A 24,340-nucleotide genomic window follows, 5' to 3' on the forward strand; every position below is an offset into this window, starting at 1 on the left:
CCCCGGCCCGACTCCAATCTACCCGCTGACCTTCAACCGATGACAAAGGGGTTCTCGATTTCTTTGGCCATAGATAGCCACACCGCCTTCGTCTGGAGGTATTCGCGAATGCCCTCCACGCCGTTTTCGCGCCCTAAGCCGCTCTTCTTGTAGCCGCCGAACGGAGTCGTGTAGGAGATGTCGCGATAAGTGTTGATCCAGACGCTGCCCGCATCGAGTTGTTCGGACATGCGGAGCGCACGTTTCATGTCTGAAGTCCAGACGCCGGCCGCCAAGCCGAACTCGCTGTCGTTCGCGATCGCTACCGCTTCTTCCTGGTCGTCGAATACGATCGTCGAGAGGACCGGGCCGAATACTTCCTCGCGGGCGATCCGCATATCGTTTTTGACGCCGGTGAATATGGTCGGCTCTATGAAGAAACCGTCCTTGCACTCGGCAAGCTGGGGTCGCTTGCCTCCCAAGACGAGGCTTGCGCCCTCCTGCCTTGCAATGTCTATGTAACCCAGCACCCTGTCGTACTGCATGGCGTTGGCAATCGGGCCGATCTGGGTCTCTACCTTGCGCGGATCACCGACGCGTGCCGCGCCGCTAAAGGCCGAAAGCTTCTCGACGAACTGGTCGTGAATGCGTCTTTGCACGAGCAGGCGCGAACCGGCGATGCAGGTCTGTCCTGTCGCTCCAAAAATGCCACCGACCACGCCGCGGACAGCGTTGTCCAGGTCAGCATCATCGAAGACGATATTTGGCGATTTGCCGCCCAGCTCGAGACTGACCCGCTTCACGTCGCGAGCCGCAAGCGAATACAGATGCGCTCCAGTTGCCGTCGAGCCCGTGAAGCCCACATGACGCGTCAATGGGTGCGTAACGAGCGGCTCGCCAATTTCCTTGCCAAACCCGGTCACGACGTTGATCACCCCAGGCGGGAAGCCAGCCAGTTCGACCAACTCCATAAGCTTCAGGGCGGTGGCGGACGTATGTTCCGCCGGCTTCATGACGATGGTGTTCCCCGCTGCGAGAGCGGGCGCGGCCTTGAGCGAGAAAAGGAGCAACGGCGCGTTCCATGGAACGATGCCTACGCAAACCCCCAAAGGCTCCGGACGGGAATAGCTCAGCGCCGGCTTGTCGCAGGGATGGACGACGCCTTCGATTTTGTCGGCCAGACCCGCATAGTAGTAGTACCATTTGGGAATGTAGCGGATTTGATGCCGCATTTCCGCGAGCAGGCGGCCATTGTCGCGCACCTCGATTTCCGCGAGCGCGTCGGCATGTTCTTCGATGAGGCTGCCAAGCCGATAAATAAGCCTTCCGCGCTCGGAGGGATGCATGGATCCCCAGGGACCTTTTCTGAAAGCACGGTCCGCAGCGCGAATGGCGCGGTCAGCGTCCGCGGAATTTCCTCTCGGCACCAGCGCCCATGGCTTGGCCGTGAAGGGATCCACCGTCTCGAAGTAGTCCCCTGATGCCGGCTCGACCCACTCGCCGCCGATATACATCTTCATTTTGCTGAGCTCGCCCGCCATCCGGTTCTCCTGTCTTCCTCACTCAAGGCCCTCGTCCGATGCCCTGATGCGGGACATCTGAGAGGTGAATTAAACATCTTTTCCAGATAATAATAATATCATTTCATGGAGAAAATACCGATACTTTCCGCTTGTCAAGGGCACCGAACCGGGAAAAGGGGGCAGGATGCGTGATGGAGAGGCTAAAAATGATATCCATACCGAAGCTCCAGATGAGCCCTCAGGCGCAGCACGGGGGACCAAATCTGTCGTCGAGAAGCGCATGATGTTCGTGGCGGTCGGATTGCGCGAACGGCTCACCCCGCTCAAGGTGCGTCCGCCCGGCACGCCGTGCTTTGAGGCGCAGGCCGGCACGCAAGCGGCGATCGAGCACATCGCGTGGCTCGGCGAGCAATGTGCTGGTGTCGACGCGGCGGCGCCGCTGGACCGGCGCATCGTGACGGGATTGGAGGCGGCGACCGCCTACGAGGCTGGGTTGATGGATCGATTCCTCGCCGGTACGACGGCCATACCCGGCCTGACGCTCTCGGCATCGCCAGCCGCAACCGACTGGACGCGCGCGTGCCGACCTTTAGCTTCCGGCTGGCCAATCGCTCGCCGCTGGAAAACGCGGCTGCGCTGGCTGAGGAAAAACATCTTCGGCTGGGCCGGCGACTCTATGCCATGAAGCCTCCGGCAGGCTTGGACCGCGCGAAAAAAGGCGTCGCACGGCTGGGTCTGTCACACTACACCACGACGGACCAGGTCGACCAAGCCATAGAGGCCGTCGCCCGGCTCGCGGTCCGACGGGGGGAGCATTAAGTAGGCAAAAAGGGGACCAGCTGTGGCTGCTGTGGATAATGGGTCCTGGTGTCTTGCTGATTGGGCCAGCTAGCGCGCACTCTCACAGCTATGGTGGCAGAGCATGTCGAATTGGCCTTGTTTGAGCAGTCACTCGGCAACATCGAAGGCCTCAATCGACCGTTCTGTGATCGTGTGGCGGACGCTGCGGAAAAAACCGAAGGGTCGGTTCTGTTCGATGTCCGCGTTGACGGCGATACCTGGGTTCAGCGGATAGCTGCGATTGGATATGGCGTGATGGGTACAGCTATAATCGTGATGGGGAAGAACGGACAACTTAGATGCGCATCGGTAGACGGGGATACCGCTCTTTTGGTGTCAGAACTGGCTGCCTGGAATGCGTCTCCGCTTGGTGAGCAAGCGAAGATTGATCAACGCGGAGCAGCCAACATCCTGCTGGCGACGCTCCGTAGTTCAGGTCACTTCGGCAGTGGTGGCTGGCGTTCCTGAGCGAGGCTTATGCAGCCTTCTGGCTAACCACCAGCGGGATAGTCGAGTTCCAACGATCCAGATTTCCAGGGCGGCAAATTGCTTGCCCTGTGACGTCCCGTGACTGACGGTCAGGTCTCCCTACCTGGGCGGGTTGGGCTACAATACCGGCTTCGCCAAAGCGGTCGATCTTGCTGGAAGCTTGCTGCCGCGGTCACGGGTTGAGCCATGCCGCATGGCAGCTACGTACAGGCAGCCTTACAGCAGCAGAATGAAAACCGACCACCCTATTCCCGCCTGTACGGCACGCCCAGCATAGCCGGTGCGCTGGTCCGCGAGCGACGGATCATCAACGCAACGATCGCCGCAACATAAGGCATCATCAACATATATTGGTAGGGAATGGCGATACCGACGCCCTGGATTTGCAATTGCAGCGCGTCGAGGAAGGAGAACACCAGAGCCGCCACGAAAATCGGGTAGGGGCGCCATAGGCCGGCGATGACGATGATGATGGCCAGCCAGCCGCGCCCGTTGGTCATGTCCGGCACGAAACGCGCCGCCTGGCCGACGGAGAGAAACGCGCCGGCAACGCCCGCCATCAGGCCGCCGAAGAGCACGGCGGCATATTGCACCGGCGCGACCTTTACCCCCTTAACATCGAGGGCCTTGGGATTGTCGCCGGCGCAGCGCACGATCAGTCCATAACGCGTTCGGAACAGGAAGAGCCATACCGCCGGCACCATCAGAAAGGCTATGTAGGTCAGCACCCGCTGGTCAAACAGGATGGGGCCCAGCACGGGAACATCGCTCAGCCCTGGCACCGGCACATCGGCGAAGAAAGGGATGGTCGGCGTCTTGCCGTCGCCAGCGAAAGCGGAACGCAACCAGTATGTGGAAAGGCCGGCGCCGAGCAGGTTGACGGCAAGACCGGTGACGATCTGCTCTACTTTCAGCGTGATCACCAGCACGGCAAAGACGAGAGCCATCAGCGCGCCGGTAAATCCGGCGGCGAGGACGCCCAGCCATAACGACCCGCTTTCATAGGCGGCGAGATAGCCGGTGAAGGCTCCCATCAGCATCATGCCCTCAAGACCCATATTGTAGACGCCGCTGCGCTCGGCGATGAGTTCTCCAAGTGCGGCGAGCAGGAGCGGGGTGCTGATGCGGATGGTGGCCGCCGCCACACTGACCAGGATTGAGGTTTGAAAGAGTGCGTCAAGCACGGCCGACCCTCCGCAGGCGGAAATTGCACGCTGCCCAGCCAGCTAGGAAGAACAAAAGCAGGATCGCCTGGATGGCGTATATCAGCGCCGAGGGCACGCCGGTCTTGATCTGCATGAGCGTAGCGCCGTTGAGCAACGCTCCGAACAGCACCGAGGAAACGACGACGCCAAGCGGATGCAATTGGCCGAGGATGGCCACGATGATGCCGCTGTAGCCGTAACCTGCTATTACGCCTGCCTTCAGGCGGTAATGGACGCCGTAGACTTCCGTGATCCCCGCGAGCCCCGCAAGCGCGCCGGAAACCAGAAGCACAACTATGACCAGCCTTCGAGTATTGGTGCCCTGTACATCGAGCGCGCGCATGTTGGACCCGGCAGCCTTGATCTCATAGCCCAGCGGTGTGCGCGTCAACAGCATGTGAACCAAGCCAGCCGCCACAATCGCCAGCAGGAAGCCGGAATGCAGGCGTGAACCGGAAAACAGCAACGGAAGCACCGAGCCCGGATCGACCTTCGGCGTCTGTTCGAAGAAGGCGCCCGCCTCGCTCCATGGGCCGCGCAGCAGCAGCAGCGAAAGGACATAGACGATGATGTAGTTGAGCATGACGGTCGAGATCACCTCATCGACCGAGAAGCGGGTCTTCAGCACGCCCGCAAGGCCGGCATAGAGTGCGCCGCCGACAATGCCACCGACTATAACCACAGGAATTTGGATGAAAGGCGAAAAGCCGGTGAGATTGTGCTGCGCCCAATAAGCGAACATGGCGCCGGCAAAAACCTGGCCTTCGGCGCCAATGTTCCAGATACGCGCGCGGAAGGCGACACAGGCAGCAAGACCGGTGAAGATCAGGGGCGTTGCCTTGACCAGCGTTTCGCCGGCGGCGCGCAACGAGCCAAAGCTGCCTTTCAGGAGAGCCGTGAAGGCGGCACCCGGGCTGGCGCCCGCGGCGGCGAAAAGCAGACTGCAAACCAAAACCGCCGCGATCGCCGCCAAAGCAAGTGCAACGATGCGCGCGGTCGGCCGCGGTTCCAGCCGGCGCTCGAGGCGCCACTCCACGAGGTTGAAACCGGTCACGCCGCAGCCTCGCTCCCATGGCCGGCCATCAGGCTGCCGATTTCGTCATAGGTGGTTTTTTCCGTATCGAGCACCGCAAGGACGCGGCCGCGAAACATCACACATATACGACTGCTGAGAGCGAAAAGATCCTCCAGTTCCTCGCTCGCAAGCAGGATGGCGCAGCCTTCGTCGCGCTTGTGCAGGAGTTGTCGGTAGACGAATTCGATGGCGCCGACATCGAGGCCGCGCGTCGGCTGGTTGCACAGCAGAAGCCGCTTCGCTTTGGCGAACTCGCGGGCGAGGATGACCTTCTGCGCGTTGCCGCCAGACAATTTGCGAGAGGGTGACGACGGCCCGGTTGCGGCAATCGAATAGGCAGCGATGACCATGCGTGCATTTGCGTCGAGCGCCGCGGTGTCGATAAATGGCCCATTGCGCCAGCGCGTTTGCCATTGTTGGCCGAGTACAAGATTCTCGCCGATATCGAGATCGGCAACGAGCCCGTCGCGGAAGCGGTCGCTGGGCACGTAGCCAATGCCTTTCGCAGCAATCGTCGCCGGTGAGTACGCCTGCAGAGTTTCGCCATCGAGCAAGACCGTGCCGCCGTCGGGCGCGGCGAGGCCTGCGAGGCACTCGAACAGCTCATCTTGGCCATTCCCGGAAACGCCGGCGATGCCGACGATCTCGCCGGCTGCGATGTCGAGCGATGCGTTGTCCAGCACGGGCCTTCCATCGCGCAGGTGCGTGAGCCCACGCACCGAAAGCACCGTCTCGCCGGTCGCTTTCGTATCTGCGGCGCGCGCCGGCGCCGCAACGGAGCGGCCGACCATCATGGTGGTGAGTTGGTCGCGGCTGACGTTCGAGGTTACGACCGTTCCGACCAGTCTGCCCTTGCGAAGCACGCTGACCCGGTCGGATTGCATCACTTCCGACATCTTATGGCTGATCAGCACGACCGACAGATCTTCACTGGTGAGCCGCCGCACGATCGCAAACAGGCGGCGCGATTCCTCGGGCGTCAGCACCGCCGTCGGTTCGTCGAGGATAAGCAGTCTGGCGCCAGTGTAGAGCGCCTTGACAATCTCGACCCATTGCTGTTCGCCGACGGAAAGGTCGCCGACGTGCCGGTGTGGGTTGAGCGAGATGCCGTAGGTGGAGCAGATCGTCTCGATCCTGGACAGAGCCTCAGCCCGGCCGAGCCGCCAGCCGGAGCCCGTGCCTACCGCCACATTCTCCAGCACAGTGAAGCTGGGCACTAAGACGAAATGCTGGTGCACCATGCCGATGCCGGCGCGGATGGCTTCGCCCGGCGAGCCTAGCTGGACGGTCTTGCCGTCCACCCGAATTTCGCCGGCGTCTGGCTGGTAGAGCCCATAAAGGCAGGACGACAGTGTCGACTTGCCTGCGCCATTCTCCCCCAACAAGCAATGCAATTCTCCGGGCATGACGTCGAGCGAGACGTCGTCATTGGCGGCAAGCGCAGCGAAACGCTTCGTCAGGTGCCGAACCGACAGGCGCGGTATCTTGCTCATCTCGGATCGGCCCGGCTTGGCACCACCTCCGGCGTCAGTCCGATTTCGGCTCGTTCACATTGAGCTCGATTTTCTTCTCGCCGCTCTGGATGGCCTTGGCCGTTTCAGCCGCAAGCGCCTTTACGTCATCGGGCATTTTGGCTTCCCAAGCAGGATTGAGGATGAGGTCGCCCGAACCCTGCTGCCAGCTGAACCACCTTGGTTCCTTCGGCGCGTCGAATTTGGCGTTCATGGTCTTTGCCTTCCACCATTCATCGATGATCCAATTAATGTGCGGATCCCATTTGACGATGGTGGAGGCGACGATCGACTTCGGCGCCACTTTCGACATGTCCACATAATTGCCGAAGCAGCCTATGCCGCGCTCCTCACAAACCTCGAAGGCGCCCGACATCTGGTAGATCATGTCCGCGCCGGCGGCGATCTGCGCCGAGGTCGCCTCGTTCGATTTAGCCGGATCGAACCAGGACTGGATGAAGGTGATCTTCTGTTTCACCTTTGGGTTCGCTTCCTTGGCGCCGGTGAAGAAGGCATTGATCTGATCGTTGGTATCTTCGGCCGGGAAGGTGGAGATGGCGCCGATGACATTCGACTTCGTGAGTTTGCCGGCCAGTTGCCCCATCACGTAGGCAGGCTCGTGCGCGTGGACGAATATCCAATAGGCATTGCCGCCGAGTCCGCGATTGCCCGAACCGCTCATGACGAACATCGTATCGGGGAATTCGTCCTTCAGCTTCTCGATCGCATCTGCATAGGCGGTGTCGCCGAACAAGATGTCGTAGTCGCCGGTCTCGGCATAGGTGCGGAACACCTGCTCGGCATTGTCGTAAACGTTCTCGGTATAATTGACCTCGATGTCGAGGCCGTGGGGCTTGGCGGCGATGATCCGGTCCATGGAACTCACGAAGGATGATTCCCACGGTGCTTCCTTGCCCGCCGAAAGAATGCCGGCGATCCTGAGCTTGGTCGGCTCTTCGGCTTGTACGCGGCCGCCCCACAGCCACGTCGCGGCCACGAGCGAAACAGCGACAACAAGGTTTTTCAGCATGGTTCCCTCCCTTTTCTAGCGTTCCCAGTCATGAAGCCGGCTTAACGGATCGACCACCGTCAGGTTTATGCAATCGATCAGGCCGAGATCGGTTATCGCGAAATCGGGTATCGCGGTGATCTGCAGCACGAACATGTACATGAAAGGCCATGGCAGCCTACAGCCGAGCGCGCGCGCGGCGGCGTCGAGCTCCTGCTCTTTCTTCGCCATCTCTGGAGGATCAATGTCCGATACGATTCCGCCGATTGGCAGCGGCAGGAATGACACGATCCGACCGCCGTCCGCCACCGCCTGGCCGCCATTGTTCTCGATAATGTGGTTGATTGCCAACGACATGTCGTGGGGATTGGTGCCCACACAAACGATGTTGTTATCATCAGGCGCCGTCGAAGTGGCGAGTGCGCCGGAGCGCAGTCCGAAGCCTGAAGCGAACGCGACCGGCCGATGGGAAGTGCGGCCGTAGCGTTCGACGACGGTGAGATACTGCACGTCCTGTGATGGATCCGCGTCTATATAGCCGTCGCGGACCGGGAGCACGACATCACGTCGCGTGCGTACGAATATTCTCTCGGGCGTAACGGCGATCGCCAGCACGGCCGCCTTGTCGCCCGCTCCGGGCGCGCGCACCAATAGGTCTTTCTGTGAAACCGGCGCTACCTTGAATGTGTTGGTGACAACGGCGCTGCGGGCAGGCGGCGCAAGATCGTCCACGAGCTTGCCGTCGCGGGCGGCCAGCTTGCCCTTCGCGATGACACCTGAGACATGGAAATCCGCGATATCCTTGACCAGCAGGATATCGGCGGCGAGCCCGGGCGAGATCGAGCCGACCTTCTGGCCGATGCGCAGCGCCTCGGCGCCGTTGATGGTCGCCATCTGGATGGCGGTGAGCGGCGGAACTCCCATCGCGACCGCCATGCGGATCATGTTGTCGAGGTGGCCGCGGGCCAGAATATCCGAGGCGACCACGTCATCGGTGCAGAAGCTGACCCGGCTCGTCGCGGCTATTCCCATCTCGGTGACCATCCGCAGGTTCTCTTCGAGAAAATGGGAGATCGAAGATTCGCGAATGACGACATGCATGCCTTTGCGCAGCTTCTCCAGCATCTCGTCCGCCGTGTAGCTCTCGTGGTCGGAGCGCACTCCGGCCTGCAGGTAGCTGTTCAATCGATTGCCGCGACACATCGGCGAGCAGCCGAGGATCGGCAGACGGCTCTTTTCGGCGATCTCGACCGCCTGCAGAACGTGCTCATCCATCGTGTCGACGAACTCGCGCACCGTCTCCCATATGCCGACGCATTCCGGCCAGGAATGGGTGGCGCGGTGATCGTCCGGTCCGAAATAATAGCCGACGTTGGAGCGAGGCAGTGTGTAGGGCGTCTTGCATGGTGCGCCCCAGAAGATCTTGAGAGGGGTTGCCTTGGCCTCGTCGAGGAATTCGCGGGCGCCTTCCAGGCCGGACACCACGAGGATCTGGTCGAGGCCCGACACAATCGAAGTGGTGCCGAGCGGCACCACCGCCTTGGCGAAGCTAGTTACCGACATCTTGGAACATTCAACGTGGAGGTGGCCGTCTATCAGGCCAGGGCAGAGGAAATAACCAGTAGCATCGATCATCTCGGTCTCGGGGCCGCGGTACTCCGAGACGTCTCCGACAGCGACGATGCGATCCTTGTAGACGGCGACGTCGGCCGGATAGATCTCACCCGAAGCGACGTTGACTAGTGTGCCGCCGGTGACGATGAGAGTCGATTTATGCTCGGCGCGACCAGCACGGATGAATTCGCGTATGTCGGACAAATTCATCTCCGCTCGTGTGGCCTCGCTCGGGCTTGGGACCAAGCTTGTCTGCGCCAAAAATCCCACCTTGCGCGCTCTGATCCTGTCGTATTAGGGTCGTCCATGCAAATGGCAGTTTCTGGCTAGTTCTGGACGCACCGTTCAAATTCTTGGACGATCGATGGATTTTGAAGCGATCGATTATTTTATCAAAGTGGCGGAGGCGCAGTCGCTCTCGCACGCCGCGAAACTGTATGGACTGCCCAAGTCCAGCCTCAGTCACAAAGTGCGCGCGTTGGAGGATTCGCTCGGTGTCGCACTGTTTGTGCGCGACGGTCGGGAACTGCATTTGAGCGATGCCGGGGCCGAGTTCCTCGACCATGCGCAACGCATCAAGGAAAGTTGCGAAGGAGCCAAGGCGGCGATCGCCGAGGCGGGCCACGATATCGCCGGCACGCTGACGATCGGCTCGACCGGCGAGTTCGGCACTTCCTTCACCTCGGAACTGCTGTTCGCCTTCCGTCAACAGTATCCGCAGGTGAATGTCGACGTGATCTTCCTTTCGCTCGGCTATTTCCTGGCGCCCGAAAAGCACCAGCCTTTCGACGGCATATTCCATTGGGGCGAGCCGGCGAACTCAGACTACATCGCTCGCAAGCTCGGGGAGGCTTCCTTCTGTCTCTACGCCAGCCCGCGCTACATTGAGCAATTCGGGGAACCGTCGACGCCCGCAGACTTGGCGGGCCATGGGGCCGTCGCCTTCCGCCGCCCGAGCGGCGTGCAATCCTGGCATCTCGAGCGCGGCGCGGAAACGGTCGACTTCATGCCGACCGCGCAGTGCATGGCGAACGACTACTGGATGCTGAAATACTTCGCCGTAGCCGGCGAGGGTATCGTCTATCTGCCAGCCTTCTTCACCGAGATCGAGTGCAAGAACGGCGATCTGGTGCCGGTGCTCCCGCAATGGCGCTCGCCACTGGTTCCAATCAATCTGCTCTACATGCGACGCCGGTATGTGTCGCGTAAGTTCGCCGTTTTCCTTGATTTCTGCCTGGACTATTACCGCCAGCGCGCCGCTTACAGTTCGCCAAGATATTGCGTCGAGGTCGTGCGGCCCTTTGCGGGCGCGCGCGCCGGGGGAGAAAACAACAGATGATCCAGAGCTGGTTCGAATGCGCGCCGCAGTTGGTTGATGTCGCCATGGGACGCACGCCGGCCGACATGGTGGTCCGGAACGTGCGCTGGGTGAATGTCCATTCGGGCGAGATCATCCCCGCGACGGACATTGCCATCGCGGTCGGCCGCTTCGCCTTCGTCGGCCCGAATTCCGACCATGCCGTGGGCCCCGAGACGCAGATTATCGACGGAGAGGGCCGCTACGCGCTGCCAGGGCTGTGCGATGCGCATATGCATGTCGAGAGCGGCATGGTTACCGTTACCGAGTTCGCGCGTGCGGTCATCCCGCATGGCACCACCTCGATGTTCATCGACCCGCACGAGATCGCCAACGTCCTGGGCATGCCGGGCGTCAAGCTGATGCACGACGAGGCTGCCGGACTGCCGATCAATGTGTTCGTGCAAATGCCGAGCTGCGTGCCGAGCGCTCCGGGCCTCGAGAACGCGGGTGCCAGCCTCGGTCCCGCCGACGTGCGTGAGGCGATGTCGTGGCCGAACATCGTCGGCCTCGGCGAGATGATGAACTTTCCTGGGGTGGTCGCCGGAAATGGCGACATGCTGGCCGAGATCGCTGCCACTCAGGCGGCAGGCAAGACGGTGGGCGGCCACTATGCCTCGAAGGATCTCGGTCTGCCCTTCCATGCCTATGTCGCCGCCGGTCCGTCCGACGATCACGAAGGCACCAGCCTGGCGGACTGCGTTGCGCGGGTGCGCCAGGGCATGCGCGCCATGTTACGGCTTGGCTCCGCCTGGTACGACGTCGCCGCGCAGATCAAGGCGCTGACCGAGCTCAGCCTGGACTCGCGCAATTTCGTGCTGTGTACCGACGACAGCCATTCCGGCACACTAGTCAATGACGGCCATATGAACCGCGTTGTGCGCCATGCCATCGCCCAGGGATTAAAGCCGATCACCGCGATTCAGATGGCCACCCTGAATACTGCTCAGCATTTCGGCATGGAGCGTGAGCTTGGCTCGATAACGCCCGGGCGGCGCGCCGACCTGGTTTTGACCTCCGATCTCACCGAACTCCCGGTCGAAACCGTCATCGCACGCGGCTGTGTGGTGTCGAACGACGGCAAGCTCGTCGCCGACATCACGCCCTACGACTATCCCGCCTCGACCAAGAACACGGTTCGCTTGGGCAAGAAGCTCTCAGCGGCGGACTTCGACATCGTGGCGCCCGAGGGTGCGAACCAGGTCATGGCGCGGGTCATCGGCGTGCTCGAGAACCAGGCACCGACCCGTGCCCTGGAGGCTTCGCTCGGCGCCTTGAATGGTATCGTTCAGATGGATCGGACCGGTGACGTCTGCCAGATCGCGCTGGTGGAACGGCATCACGGCACGGGAAAGGTCATCAACGCGTTCGTTTCCGGCTTCGGTTATGATAAACCATGCGCCATCGCCAGCACCGTCGCCCATGACAGTCATCACATGATCGTGGTGGGTACCGACAAGGACGACATGGCGCTGGCGGCGAATCGGCTGGGACAGGTCGGCGGCGGCGTCGTGCTGTTCAGCGAAGGACGCGAACTTGCGCTTGTCAAGCTGCCGATCGCCGGACTGATGTCTGACCAGCGCGCCGAAATCGTGGCAGAAGAAGCCAATGGCCTGATCGCGGCGATGCTTGCCTGCGGATGCGCCCTCAATAATGCCTATATGCAGCACTCTCTGCTGGCGCTTGTCGTCATCCCGGAATTGCGCATCTCCGACATCGGACTGATCGATGTGTTGAAGTTCCAGCCGACCGAAGTGCTGGTCGCCACGACCGCATGAGGAGGCGGATTTAACCTGACATCACCTTCGTCCTGATCATTTTCGGGTCACTCCTCGTCTCTTCGGCATTCATCCAATAAATCATAGCCCTTCCTCCCGCGCATAGGCAGCAAGAAGGTCCGGAAAGTCATTTTCGGGTTTCGCTTTCAGCAGTGCACGTGTGGTGATTGCATCAATATGATGATCCATCAAGGCAGCAGCCTTGTTCCGGTCGGCCGCGGCCAGGGCGGCAATGATCTCGTGATGCTCGGATACGGCACAGTCGGACGAATGCGGCCGCCCGTAGAGCGACAGGATGAGCGATGAACGCGAAACGAGTTCCGTGACATAGCGCAGCAACAGTTCGTTTCCGGTGAGCGAGGCAAGCAGCACATGAAATTCGCCGGCCAACTGAATCGACGACGCGGCATTGTTGGCTTTGGCCATCTCTTCCGCGTCGACATGAGCTTCGAGCTGTTTGATCTTTTGCGGCGTCAGCTTGCCGATCAGCGTGTCGACCACCAGCGCTTCAAGCGCCCGCCGCACCTCGAATATATTGTGGCCTTCCTCCAGGCTCGGCTGCGCGACGCAGGCGCCCTTGTGCGGGCGCAATTCGACCAGGCCTTCGCCGTTCAGCCTTGCCAGCGCCTGCCTGACAATGGTGCGGCTGACGCCCAGCCGCTCGCCGATCGAATCCTCAGGCAGCTTTGTTCCCGCGGTCAGCGCCTGGTCGAGTATGACGCGCTTCAACGTGCGATAGACCGCGTCGGACTTGGATACGGCGGATTTCGGATTTTTATTGCGAATGTTGATTGTCATGACCGATCCTGAAAATTCATATCCAAGCACACAAGAAGAAAAGCATCCGCAAAGCCGGAGTTTAGAGATGCAAACGGCCCGGCGTCGAGGGCCAATGCCGTCGGCTCGCGTGCCATCAAGGTTTATTCCAATCGTTGTGTGTCGTTTCTGGAGCCCTCATGCCATGAACATCCGATAGCTGGGAGGGAAAATCTCGGCGACCGTCGGATGTCGCCAGGTGCGTTGCGGATAACGCTGGACAAGCCGTTCGAACTGGGCCTGTGCGCGCTGGTGGGCTGCATCGAGATCGAAACCCGGAATGGTTCGGGCGCTCATCACGGTGCGCCCGTCAATGATGACCGTGTGCACATCGCGTCCGCTTGCGGACGTCGTCAGGCAGGCGATCGGATCGAGGACCTGTCCCAGATGGTTGCCGGACAGGTCGAACACGACGATGTCGCCGGCTGCTCCCGCCTGCAAACGTCCCAGGTCCGACCGGCCGAGCGCGTCGGCGCCGCCAATCGTTGCCGCGTCATAGAGATCGGCTGATTTCGGCGTCTCCAGATTGCCCGCCATGACGCGGCCGAGCATCAGGCCGACCTGCATGTTCTGCACCATGTCGGGTGGCCAGGTGTCCGTGCCCATGCCGATGCGCAGACCCTGGCCGCGAAGGCGGGCGAAATTGTCGAGCGCCGCGCCATGCCGCGCCATCACCAGCGGGCAATGCACCAATGTGGCACCCGAACCGGCGATGATTTCGAGATCATCGCCGTCGGCGTGGGTGCCATGCGGCAACAACGCTCTTTCGCTGAGAAAGCGGATGTCCTGGAGCCAGCGGGCGGATGTCGTGCCGAACCGGCGACGCACTGTCTCGATCTCGAATGAAGACTGGCAGCAATGCAGACGGACCGGCACGCCGAGGTCTCGCGCGGCATTGGCGGTCCTGCGCAACAGGTCGGCGGTCCAGAACTCGACACGGTCCGGTGCAAGCATGGTTCGCACCAATCCGCCGAAGCGTCCTTCGTGCTCCAGGCAAAAGGCAACGGCATCGTCCAGACCCTCCGCGCCGCGCTCTTCGTCCACCTCGACGACGATGCCGCCATCCACCTCGATGACGGAATGGCCGGCGCGAAAGGCAGGCCCGAGATAGACGCGAAGGCCCAACTCTGCGGCGCTTTCGGCGGCGGATGCGAATTCGTCCGATGTCTCGTTCCATGCACGATAAAACAGCGATGCGATCGGCAATGCAGTAGTGATGCCGTTGCGGATGAGTTGCGCGAAGGCATAGTGTTTTTGAAACGCCAGCTCCTCGCGCGCCAGCATTTCGACCGGCCCGGCTTCCACATAGTCGCGCGGCCAGACGCGGCCCTTCTTCCAGCCGGGTTGATGATCGAGGCCGAGCACGCCCGTATCCAGGTCCGAAAGCGCATCCAGATCGATGAAACCCGGGCCGATCAGCGCCCTGCCATGATCGATCCGCCGCTTTACAGGCCCGCCGTAGCGATGGCCGACGAAGACGATCCTGCCGTTCTCATGGACGACCTCGCCATTCTCCAGAAGGACATGGCGCCCGTCCCGGTGGCCGACAACCCATCGCGCGGTGAGCAGGACAGGTCCGTCGTCACGCTGGTTCGTCCGACGACTATGCGACATCGGGCAGATCTCCGGCCAGCGCACCGTCACGCACGAGCACGCGGCCGCCGCGGATGACCGTGCGCTTCCGTGGGGTCAGGGCCACGGCTTCCGCCAGGGTCCGCGCGCAAACCAGCACGACATCGCCGTGGCAACCGGGCGAAAGCCCATAATCCGTCAGGCCGATACCTTGCGCGCCGCCAAAGGTGCAAACGCGCGCCGTCTCTTCCAGATCGGCATCGTTGGTCATGCCGTTGCGCTGCGCAAGATATTTGGCCCGCTCCAGCATGTCGCCATTGCCCCATGGCTCCCAGGTGCCCTGGATGCCGTCGGAACCGGATGCCACGACGAGGCCGGACTGGCGCATCATGCGCAGCGGAACCGCCGGCGCGGATGGGCTGCCGACCGTCATGACGGCGATGTCTTCAGCCGCCAGCGCGTCGATCAACGTGTGCTGCCTATGCGTGTCCAGCATGCCGAGACAATAGGCATGGCTCACCATGACGCGGCCCTGAAGGGAGAGCGCCTTGGTCCGTTCGACGATCAGCTCAAGGCAGAAGGCGCCCAATTCTCCCGGTTCGTGCAGATGAATGTCGACCGGCTTGCCGTATCGATCCGCGAGCGCGAAGATTGCGTCCAGGTGGCGAACCGGATCCCGCTCGATCGTTGCCGGGTCGATGCCGCCGACAATATCGGCCCCCGCCTTCAATGCGTCCTCCATCAGCGCCTGCGTGCCTTCGCGTCCCAGCATGCCGCTTTGCGGGAAGGCGACGACCTGCACGTCGACCAATCCCTTGAAGGCTTCGCGCGTTGCAACGACACCCTCGATGTTGGTAATGCCGATTTCCGTATCCACATCGACATGGCTGCGGATATGCGTCACGCCGAAAGCCAGCGTCTGCACGATCTGACGCGCCGATTGCCTGCGCGCATCGATGCCGAGTTCCCGCTTGGCCTTCCTGTCGGCCAGGATCCTGTCGTTGCGCGTGGGTCCCACACGGTTCTGAAACCAGTCCATGCCGACAAGCGTCTTATCGAGATGCGTGTGCGCCTCGACCAGGCCGGGCAGGGCAACCTGTCCAAGCCCGTCGATTTCATGCGCCGCTTTCCCGCTGGTTGCGTGCGCGAACCGACCGTCGCGAATGTAGAGGTCCGTGACAGCGCCGCCCAAGGGCCTGACATTGCGAATGAGAAGGTCTTCGGTCATCTGGGTCTCCCTGTTTGCGCCCCGGAACTCGGCCTATGCCAGCCCGGCGCGTTTCATCATCAGATGGAAGGCTCCTTCGGCGCGATCCAGAATGGCGTCTTCATCGTGATCGACGAGGCGGCGTCCGCGCATGAGGACACGCCCGTCGACGATCGTCGTGTCAACATCCGCGCCGTTGGCGAAGCGTGCCAGCCGCTGCGCGGGGTGTGCCGGCGGCCACAGATGCGGCTGGCGCATGTTGACCAGGATGATGTCGGCGCGCTTGCCCGGGTCCAGCGAGCCGATTTCGTTCTCCATCGACAGGGCACGCGCGCCCTCGATGGTCGCCATCTCCAGCAATTGCATCGGCGGCAGGACCGCATCGTTCCTGAAGTGCCGGGCATGATAGCGGTGCGCCTGGAACATGTTGCGGAACATGTCGAAAGAGCGATCGGGCGCCGCCGCGTCGGTGCCGAGCGACACGGTGACACCCCTTTCCATCAGTTCCGTCGCCGGACAACGGCCCGAGACCGACATCAGAGCACTTGGATTATGCGCCACCTTGGCGTGGCTGCGTTTCAGCGCGGCGATGTCTGCCTCGGTCAGTTCGATGCAGTGCGCCAGCAGCGAATGCTCGTCGAACAGATCGAGCCGTTCCGCATTGGCGGCGATGGAACCGTCGCGATGGCCATCCTGGATGAACAGCACGTTTTTTGCGCGAGCAAGGTCGCGAGCATTGCGGGACAGATTGTATACCGTTTGTTCGTCAAGTTCGCGCCGAGTGAACACCGGGAGAGAGACCGCAATCCGCACCCGGCCATCGCGACCAGCCCAATCATCGATGATTTCCGCGCACACTGCCAACTGGGTTTCCGGCGAAATGGTGATTTCGACAGACGGAACGTATGCGTGGTCCCGATAGACATGGGACGAGGTCGGCCGGTTCGGCCCGACGGCGAGTATCTCGCGCACTCCCATTTCGGCGATGGCGGCAAGATGTGCCCGTGCTGCCCCCGGCGCCTCGGTGCGCATGATGTCCGGCCCGCCGCCAAACAGCAGGGCAGCGGTGGTCGTTCCGCATTTTATGCGCTCAAGGGCCGACAATGTGGCCTCGGCTGCCCAGAATTCCGTATCCGACGCCTCTGCATAGATACGCCCCGCGATAGTCATCCAGGCTTCGGAATCGTCTCCCAGGCCTTTGGTCAGCATGTGACCCGCATGCGCGTGCGTGTCGACGAGACCCGGCATGACAACCATTCCCGAAGCATCGATGCGCGCCACCTTATGATCTGTGGCGGGGGCCGCGCCGTCGCCGGCGGTGACGATCCGGCCATCCTCCACCAGGACATGACCCCTCGAGAAAATCCGGCGCCCCGCATCCATGGTGACGATGACACCGTTTTCTATCAGCAAGGCCTGGGTCATTCGGAATCCCTTTTCGGAACGGTCACTTGAGCGGTTTTGCACATGAGAAACGAAATCGAACATGCCTGCCTTGATATTGTGCACAATGTGTGTACGATATCAATGGGGATAAATGGTATCCAATATATCGGAAACTTCGTATACAAATGGGAGAAGAGAATGAGAAAATGCGTTAGGGTCCTGCTCGCCGGACTTGCGATGGTGATGTCGGTGACAGCGCCTTCGCTTGCACAGACACTGCGCTGGTCATCGGCCGGCGACGTCATTTCGTACGATCCGAATGCCCAGGTCGACAGTTTTACCCAGAGCGTCCAGAACATGGTGTTCGACGGGCTGGTGCGCCGCAACAAGGAAATGGCTATCGAGCCTGCGCTTGCGACCTCCTGGGAGATCGTCTCGCCGACGCGCTGGCGCTTCAAGCTGCGGCAGGGCGTCAAGTTCCACGAAGGTCAACCCTTCAATGCCGATGATGTCGTCGCCACCATCCAACGTCAGATCGATCCCGGCGCGCGCAACCGAGAAAACCTCTCCGCCGTAACCGGCGTCGAGAAGGTTGACGACTACACGGTCGACCTGATCCTGCGCGGACCCTATCCGCTGCTCCTGAACGATCTCGTCGCCATCTACATGATGAGCAAGCCATGGATGGAGGAGCACAATGCCCTCAAGCCCGGCAATGCCTCGACGGGGGTCGTCACCTACGCCAGCAATCATGCCAATGGCACCGGCGCGTTCAAGCTGGTCAGCTACGAGCCGGACTCGCGCTCGGTCTTCGCCGTCAACAAGGAATGGTGGGACAAGCCGCAGCACAATCTGACGGGGGTGGAATTCCGCCCGATCGCTTCGAACGCCACGCGCGTCGCGGCGCTGCTTTCGGGCGAACTCGACATGATCGCGCCGGTTCCGTTGCAGGACATCGACCGGGTCGCCAACACCGCCGGCCTGAAGGTTGTCGAGAACCCGTCGCTGCGCGAGATCTTTCTCGGCTTCAGCTTCCGGCCGGAGCTTCATGCAGCGCCCGGCAAGCCCAATCCGCTGCTGAACGTGAAAGTGCGCCAGGCGCTTTGGCACGCGGTCGACTTGAACACGATCCAGAAGCGTTTGATGCGCGGAAAGTCGCGCACCTCCGGCACGCTGGTCGCGCCACAGGTCACCGGCTACGATCAGTCGATCGACGTACCGCTGGACTATGATGTCGCGAAGGCGAAATCCATGCTGGCGGAAGCCGGCTATCCCGACGGCTTCAAGGTTGGACTGGCCTGTTCCAACGACCGCTACATCGCCGACGAACAGATCTGCCTGGCAATCGCGTCGATGTGGGCCAAGATCGGCGTCGAGGCCGACGTGCACGTCGAAAGCAAGACGACCTATTTCCCTCGAATGGATAAGGGCGATCTCGATATCTATATGCTCGGATGGGCCTCGCTACCGCCGATGGATGGCTACAGCGTGCTGCAAGCCTTGCTGGCGACCAATGACGGCAATTATGGCGGCAGCAACCCCAACGGGCTTTCCAACGCCAAGATCGACGAATTGGCCCGTTCGGCATCGACCGAACTGGACGAGGCCAAGCGGGTGGATATGCTGAAGGCGGCCTTCAAGATCACGCATGATGAGGCCCTCTATCTGCCGCTGCACCAGCAGCCGGTCGCCTGGGCGATGAGCGACAAGGTCGACATGCCGCAATTCCCCGACGAGTATGTGCGTCCCTGGTTCGCGCATATGAACTAGGAAAATGCGCCGGTAAGGCGTGCCCGCGCTTGCGAGGGAGCTTTCGCGGACACGCCTGACTCGGTTGGAGCGCCTGCTATCCGTGGTGGATCGCGAGCTGCTCCAGCGGTGGCGCAAGCCCCGCCTGTCTCGATCCGCGCTTCTTGAAAGGTTTTTCCTGATGATCCGGATTCTATCGGTGCGGCTGTTGCAGGCCATCCTCGTGATGGTTGCCGTAACCGCCATCGCCTTCATCATGTTCCGTTTCGTCGGCGATCCGGTCGCCACGATGGTGCGCGAAGGCGCGAGCCAGGCTGAGAAGGATGCCTTGCGCGTCGCTCTCGGACTCGACAGGCCACTTTTCGTACAGTTCCTCGAATTCGTCGGGCGCGCGCTTCATGGCGACCTCGGCACCAGCTTTCGCTACCAGGAGCCTGTCGTCAGCCTGCTGTTGACCAGGCTTCCCGCAACGCTGGAACTGGTCGTGGTCGCGACCCTCCTGTCGCTGTTCATCGGCATCCCGACGGGGGTTCTCTGCGCCCTGAAGCCGAACGGCTTTCTGTCGCGGCTGATCCAGTCGCTGACCCTCGTCGGGATATCCATGCCGACATTCGTCACCGGCCTGCTGCTCATCCTGATCTTCGCCGTCAGTCTGCGCTGGCTGCCGTCCTCGGGGCGTGGCGAGCTTGTCGATCTCGGCTTCTGGAAGACAGGCTTCCTGACGGCCTCCGGCCTCAAATCGCTGATCCTGCCTTCGATCACACTGGCGCTGTTCCAGTTGACGCTGATCATGCGCCTCGTGCGCTCCGAGATGATCGACGTGCTCTCTTCGGACTATGTCCGCTTCGCCTTCGCGCGCGGTCTGCCCCGCCGCTACATCTACGGCCGTCTGGCGCTGCGCAATGCCTTGATGCCGGTCGTGACCGTCACCGGGCTGCAGATCGGACAACTCATCGCCTTCGCCATTGTCACCGAAACCGTCTTTCAGTGGCCGGGCATGGGGCTGCTTTTCACCAACGCCGTCGGCTATCCGGACATCCCCGTCCTCGCGGCCTATCTGCTGTTCGTCGGCTTCCTGTTCGTCGTGATCAACATGGTCGTCGACATGCTCTACGCATTGATCGATCCGCGGCTGAGGACAAAATGATGGCAACGCAGGTATCTCTGTCTCGCAGGCTTCCTCCCATCTCGGTCATGATCGCTGGCTTGATCCTGGTGACCATGCTGGTGCTGGTGATCTTCGCTCCGTTGATCGCACCCATCGATCCGCGCGATGTCTCCTCATATTCGCTGATCGACATGGAAATCCCGCCCGTGTTCATGGACGGTGGCGATCCGCGCTTCCTGCTGGGCACCGACAATCAGGGACGCGATCTGGTCTCGGTCATCCTCTTCGGCCTGCGCATATCGATGCTGATCGGCGCCGGGGCGGTATTGTTGGCCGCTGCCATAGGCGTCACGCTGGGATCGATAGCCGGCTATTTCGGCGGTATCATCGACAGCATCGTGATGCGGATCGCCGATGTTCTGGTGAGCTTTCCGACGATCCTCGTCGCGCTTCTGATCAGCGGCATAGCCCGCGCGCAATTGAGCGCCGATACGGTCTCGAGCTGGGCACCGGTCATCCTGATCTTCGCGATCGCCGTCAACGAATGGGTGCAATATGCCCGCACTGTGCGGGCCTCCAGCATGGTGGAAATTTCCCGCGACTATGTACGAGCCGCCAAGGTCATCGGTCTTCCGTCCCGCCGCATCATGATGCGGCACATCCTGCCCAACGTGATGAGCTCCGTCATGGTGATCGCCACCATCAATCTGGCGGGCGCGATCCTGACCGAGGCGACCCTGTCGTTCCTCGGCGCCGGCATGCCGGCCACCTATCCCTCGCTCGGCACGCTGATCCGCATCGGCAACGAGTTCCTGTTCTCTGGCCTGTGGTGGATCGCCGTTATGCCCGCCGTCGTGCTAGTCGTCCTGGTTCTGGCAGTCAACATAATCGGCGATTACCTGCGCGATCGCTTCAACCCCAAACTGATGGCGAACTGATGGAAAACACAACGCCACACGCACTCGACATCAGGAATCTGCGGGTCGAATATCCGCTTGCCAACGGCAGCATTCTCGCTGCCGTCGACGACATCGACCTGACGATCCGGCCCGGCGAGATACATGCGCTGGTGGGAGAATCCGGTGCGGGAAAAACCACCGTCGGCAATGCGCTGATGGGCTTGTTGCAGGCTCCCGGCAGGATTGCTTCCGGCACCATCACCATAGCGGGCAAGCCGATCGACATCCGAACCGGTCGCACCAAGGGGATCATTCCAGGCCGTGACGTCGGCGCGATCTTTCAGGATCCGATGACAAGCCTGAACCCGCTTTTCACCGTGGAAAGCCAGTTGTGCGAAGGCATGCTGGCGCATCTGAAGATCGGGCGCCGCGAAGCCAGGGCCCGCGCGCTCGAATTGATGAGAGCCGTTGGCATTCCCGAGCCGGAACGCCGGCTGGGCAATTATCCGCATCAATTGTCGGGCGGCCAACGCCAGCGTGTCGTCATCGCCACCGCACTTGCCTGCGACCCAAGGCTGATCGTCGCCGACGAGCCGACGACGGCGCTCGACGTGTCGGTGCAAGCGCAAATCCTCAAGTTGATCCGCGAACTTGCCGATGATCGCCGCGTCGGCGTCCTGCTGGTTACCCACAATATGGGCGTGGTTGCGGAAATTGCCGACCGGGTCACGATCATGCAGAACGGTTGCGTGGTCGAGAGTGGATTGACACACGATGTGCTGACGGCGCCCAAGGCACCTTACGCGCGCACGCTGATCGCCGCTGTTCCGCCGATCGACATTCGCCTTGACCGTTTGCCGGTCCCAAGCGAGGAAACGAAGACAACACTGGAGGCGCGCGAAGCCGTGCGCTCCAAGAACACCGGCACCGCTGCGGGGCGCAACGGCGAAACCGCGCTGACGGTACGCAATCTTTGCGTGGAATACGGCCAGCGCTCGTTCATCCCGGGCCGCAAGGCATCGGTCTTCAAGGCCGTGAAGGACGTCTCCTTCGAGGTGCGCCGCGGCGAAATCTTCGGGCTTGTCGGCGAGTCCGGTTGCGGCAAGACCACGGTCGCCAACACCATTGCCGGTCTCGTGACGCAGAGTTCGGGAACCATAGAGTTTCAGGGCACGGCATTGGCCGCCCGTCGCGACAAGACCGTGCGCCAGTCACTCCAGATGGTGTTCCAGGACCCGTATTCGGCCCTCAATCCAAGGCTGCGGATCAATTCGGCGATCGCGGAGCCAATCCTGTTCTACAAGCTTGCCTCCAGCGCAGCGGAAGCGCGGCTGGACGCCGAGACATTGCTCGAGGCGGTGGGCCTGCCGGCGCAGGCCGGCTCTCGGTTCGCCCATGCCTTTTCAGGCGGCCAGCGCCAGCGCATCGCGATTGCGAGGGCGCTCGGCCCCCGGCCATCGCTGCTGATCTGCGACGAGCCGACCTCGGCGCTCGACGTGTCGGTGCAGGCGCAAATTCTCAACCTGTTGAAGGACCTACGAGATCTTGCCGGGCTGTCGATGCTGTTCATCAGCCACGACCTCGCGGTGATACGGCAGATGTGCGACCGGGTCGCCGTGATGAAAGGCGGCGAGATCGTCGAACTCGCGGATACCGAAACATTGTTCTCCGCGCCCACTCACGAATACACGCGCGAACTCCTGCGCCTCGCGCCTTCGCTCGACCGCATCCTTTGCAGCGAAAAAAGAGAAGCGAGCCTGTGATGGCAGACATTCTGATCAGAAACGGCACCGTCATCGCTGTCGATCCCGATCGGCGGATCATTCCCGATGGCGCCGTAGCCATCGAGGGAGACCGCATCGTGGCCGTCGGCGCTTCGCAAGACGTGGCGCGGGACCATCCGGCGCGCGAGACGATCGACGCCCGCGGCATGGCCGTCATGCCAGGCTTCGTCGACAGCCACGCCCATGCCGGGCACGGGCTGATCAAGACGATGGGCGGCGGCCGCAGCGACCTCTGGTACAGGGCATGCCAAGGTGCCTATACGGTGGGTTCGACGCCGGAATTCTGGCATGCGGAGGCGCAGCTTGCCGCGCTGGAACGCCTGCGTTTCGGCGTGACGACCGGCGTGTCCTTGCTTGGCGGCGGCGATTCGGTCATGCGCACCGACGATCCGGCCTATGGCAACGCCCATATGGAAGGCGTGCTTGGCATCGGCACGCGCTCAGTGGTCGCCGTCGGCACCACGCGCCCGCCGCACCCCCTGACTTATGCACGTTGGAAGGGCGCCAGCCGTACCGATTATCCGGTGTCGTTCGACCAGCAGCTTGCCACCTCGCAAAAGCTGGCCGACCGCTGGCACGGCACCCACGAGGATCGTCTGCATCTCGCCCTGCTGACGCCGACCATGCATCAGGAACATCTCGATGGTCCCGGGGCAGGGGACGCCATCGCGCAATCGCGCAAGGTCAGGCAGATCGCCGAACAGCGCGGCCTGATCTTCACCCAGGATGGTCATACCAAGGGCAGCGTGAAGATCGCCGGGGAGATCGGCATTCTGGGGCCGCGCACACTGCTGTCGCATGCGACCGCCCTGACTGACGAAGAAATAGCGATCTGCGCCGAAACCGGCACGAGCATCGTGCACAATCCGAGCGCCGTGGCCGCCATTCTCGCGCGCTGCCCGGTCACGGAACTTCTCGACGCTGGCGTCGTGGTGGCCATCGGCTCCGATGCGACCGCGCCGGACCGCTCCGCGGACATGTTCCGTCACATGCAGCAATGCATGCACTATCATCGCACTCATTTCCACGATCCGAGCTGGCTTCCGCCGGGCAAGGCCCTGGAGATGTGCACCATCGACGGCGCGCGTGTCCTGGGCCTCGACCATCAGGTCGGATCGCTGGAGCCCGGCAAGAAGGCCGACGTCATTCTTGTCGACCTGCGGCGCCCGCATCTCTACCCGGCCAACATGCCGGAATTCCGTGTCACCTATTTTGCCAACGGCAACGATGTCCACACCGTGCTGGTCGGCGGACGCGTGCTGTTGCGCGACCGCAAGCCGGTTCATATCGATCAGGATGCCGTGCTCGATGCCGCGCAGCGGGAGACGGAACTGATGATCGAGCGGCTGGGTCTGCGCGATCTGCTCAGGACCCCGGACCGGTTCTGGCGGCACAGCCGCGACACGGATCTGATCGAATAGGCTTCAATATCGAGACAG

The 24,340-nt window shown here is 61.8% G+C and carries 19 protein-coding genes; 9 read left to right on the top strand and 10 right to left on the bottom strand.

Translation table 11 applies throughout. From position 1 onward, the window contains the following. Window positions 1-32: 32 nt before the first annotated feature. Window positions 33-1,520 (bottom strand): aldehyde dehydrogenase, encoded by a 1,488-nt coding sequence (locus LB541_RS26250; protein WP_140560692.1) that lies wholly within the window; start codon window positions 1,518-1,520, stop codon window positions 33-35. 262 nt (window positions 1,521-1,782) lie between these two features. On the opposite strand from LB541_RS26250, the gene LB541_RS26255 reads away from it, so the two are divergent. Continuing rightward, entirely contained in the window at window positions 1,783-2,187 is a 405-nt protein-coding gene (locus tag LB541_RS26255) for a hypothetical protein (protein ID WP_224619926.1), read from the top strand. A gap of 224 nt (window positions 2,188-2,411) precedes the next feature. Beyond that, window positions 2,412-2,810, top strand: coding sequence for a hypothetical protein (locus LB541_RS26260; protein WP_411969819.1), 399 nt, complete (start codon window positions 2,412-2,414; stop codon window positions 2,808-2,810). Window positions 2,811-3,076: 266 nt separating this feature from the next. Here the strand turns inward: LB541_RS26260 and LB541_RS26265 are convergent, their stop codons facing one another. From LB541_RS26265 to LB541_RS26285, 5 genes are read right to left on the bottom strand one after another with little or no spacing between them, the layout of a single operon-like run. Then, complete coding sequence (locus tag LB541_RS26265; protein WP_140500720.1) at window positions 3,077-4,015, bottom strand: ABC transporter permease; 939 nt, start codon at window positions 4,013-4,015, stop codon at window positions 3,077-3,079. Next, the gene (locus tag LB541_RS26270) at window positions 4,008-5,090 is read right to left on the bottom strand and encodes an ABC transporter permease (protein WP_224619929.1); all 1,083 of its coding nucleotides are present in this window, start codon (window positions 5,088-5,090) and stop codon (window positions 4,008-4,010) included. Before LB541_RS26270 ends, LB541_RS26265 begins: the two co-directional genes overlap by 8 nt. Next, on the bottom strand, window positions 5,087-6,604 hold the full coding sequence (locus LB541_RS26275; protein WP_224619930.1) for an ABC transporter ATP-binding protein: 1,518 nt from the start codon (window positions 6,602-6,604) through the stop codon (window positions 5,087-5,089). The genes LB541_RS26270 and LB541_RS26275 overlap by 4 nt, the downstream gene beginning before the upstream one ends. A 34-nt stretch (window positions 6,605-6,638) precedes the next feature. Continuing rightward, complete coding sequence (locus LB541_RS26280; RefSeq protein WP_140560696.1) at window positions 6,639-7,652, bottom strand: BMP family protein; 1,014 nt, start codon at window positions 7,650-7,652, stop codon at window positions 6,639-6,641. 15 nt (window positions 7,653-7,667) lie between these two features. Beyond that, window positions 7,668-9,449: an adenine deaminase gene (locus tag LB541_RS26285; RefSeq protein WP_140500717.1), complete on the bottom strand. Its 1,782-nt coding sequence runs from the start codon at window positions 9,447-9,449 to the stop codon at window positions 7,668-7,670. Between the two features lie 160 nt (window positions 9,450-9,609). Here LB541_RS26285 and LB541_RS26290 point away from each other — a divergent pair, with 160 nt between their 5' ends. Beyond that, complete coding sequence (locus LB541_RS26290; protein ID WP_140518202.1) at window positions 9,610-10,584, top strand: LysR family transcriptional regulator; 975 nt, start codon at window positions 9,610-9,612, stop codon at window positions 10,582-10,584. Then, the gene (gene ade / locus LB541_RS26295; RefSeq protein ID WP_224619931.1) at window positions 10,581-12,380 is read left to right on the top strand and encodes an adenine deaminase; all 1,800 of its coding nucleotides are present in this window, start codon (window positions 10,581-10,583) and stop codon (window positions 12,378-12,380) included. Before LB541_RS26290 ends, ade begins: the two co-directional genes overlap by 4 nt. Window positions 12,381-12,461: 81 nt before the next feature. On the opposite strand, the gene LB541_RS26300 is transcribed toward ade, so the two are convergent. The 4 genes from LB541_RS26300 to LB541_RS26315 form a co-directional block, all read right to left on the bottom strand. Next, window positions 12,462-13,178, bottom strand: coding sequence for a GntR family transcriptional regulator (locus LB541_RS26300; protein WP_140500714.1), 717 nt, complete (start codon window positions 13,176-13,178; stop codon window positions 12,462-12,464). A gap of 156 nt (window positions 13,179-13,334) precedes the next feature. After that, window positions 13,335-14,810: an amidohydrolase family protein gene (locus LB541_RS26305; protein ID WP_224619932.1), complete on the bottom strand. Its 1,476-nt coding sequence runs from the start codon at window positions 14,808-14,810 to the stop codon at window positions 13,335-13,337. After that, the gene (locus LB541_RS26310) at window positions 14,800-15,996 is read right to left on the bottom strand and encodes an amidohydrolase (protein ID WP_140500712.1); all 1,197 of its coding nucleotides are present in this window, start codon (window positions 15,994-15,996) and stop codon (window positions 14,800-14,802) included. Before LB541_RS26310 ends, LB541_RS26305 begins: the two co-directional genes overlap by 11 nt. A 33-nt stretch (window positions 15,997-16,029) precedes the next feature. Next, window positions 16,030-17,400 carry an amidohydrolase family protein gene (locus LB541_RS26315; RefSeq protein WP_224619933.1) on the bottom strand — a complete coding sequence of 457 codons (1,371 nt, stop codon included), beginning with the start codon at window positions 17,398-17,400 and terminating at the stop codon, window positions 16,030-16,032. Window positions 17,401-17,559: 159 nt separating this feature from the next. Here LB541_RS26315 and LB541_RS26320 point away from each other — a divergent pair, with 159 nt between their 5' ends. The 5 genes from LB541_RS26320 (at window position 17,560) to LB541_RS26340 (ending at window position 24,322) form a co-directional block, all read left to right on the top strand. Then, window positions 17,560-19,131 carry an ABC transporter substrate-binding protein gene (locus LB541_RS26320; RefSeq protein WP_140581946.1) on the top strand — a complete coding sequence of 524 codons (1,572 nt, stop codon included), beginning with the start codon at window positions 17,560-17,562 and terminating at the stop codon, window positions 19,129-19,131. A gap of 160 nt (window positions 19,132-19,291) precedes the next feature. After that, the gene (locus tag LB541_RS26325) at window positions 19,292-20,257 is read left to right on the top strand and encodes an ABC transporter permease (RefSeq protein ID WP_140500709.1); all 966 of its coding nucleotides are present in this window, start codon (window positions 19,292-19,294) and stop codon (window positions 20,255-20,257) included. Continuing rightward, complete coding sequence (locus tag LB541_RS26330; protein WP_140518197.1) at window positions 20,257-21,156, top strand: ABC transporter permease; 900 nt, start codon at window positions 20,257-20,259, stop codon at window positions 21,154-21,156. The genes LB541_RS26325 and LB541_RS26330 overlap by 1 nt, the downstream gene beginning before the upstream one ends. After that, window positions 21,156-22,880 (top strand): dipeptide ABC transporter ATP-binding protein, encoded by a 1,725-nt coding sequence (locus tag LB541_RS26335; protein ID WP_140581943.1) that lies wholly within the window; start codon window positions 21,156-21,158, stop codon window positions 22,878-22,880. The genes LB541_RS26330 and LB541_RS26335 overlap by 1 nt, the downstream gene beginning before the upstream one ends. Further along, window positions 22,880-24,322: an amidohydrolase family protein gene (locus LB541_RS26340; protein ID WP_140518195.1), complete on the top strand. Its 1,443-nt coding sequence runs from the start codon at window positions 22,880-22,882 to the stop codon at window positions 24,320-24,322. The genes LB541_RS26335 and LB541_RS26340 overlap by 1 nt, the downstream gene beginning before the upstream one ends. Window positions 24,323-24,340: the final 18 nt, after the last annotated feature.

This window comes from Mesorhizobium sp. BR1-1-15 (genome assembly GCF_020165475.1).
Lineage (GTDB): Bacteria > Pseudomonadota > Alphaproteobacteria > Rhizobiales > Rhizobiaceae > Mesorhizobium.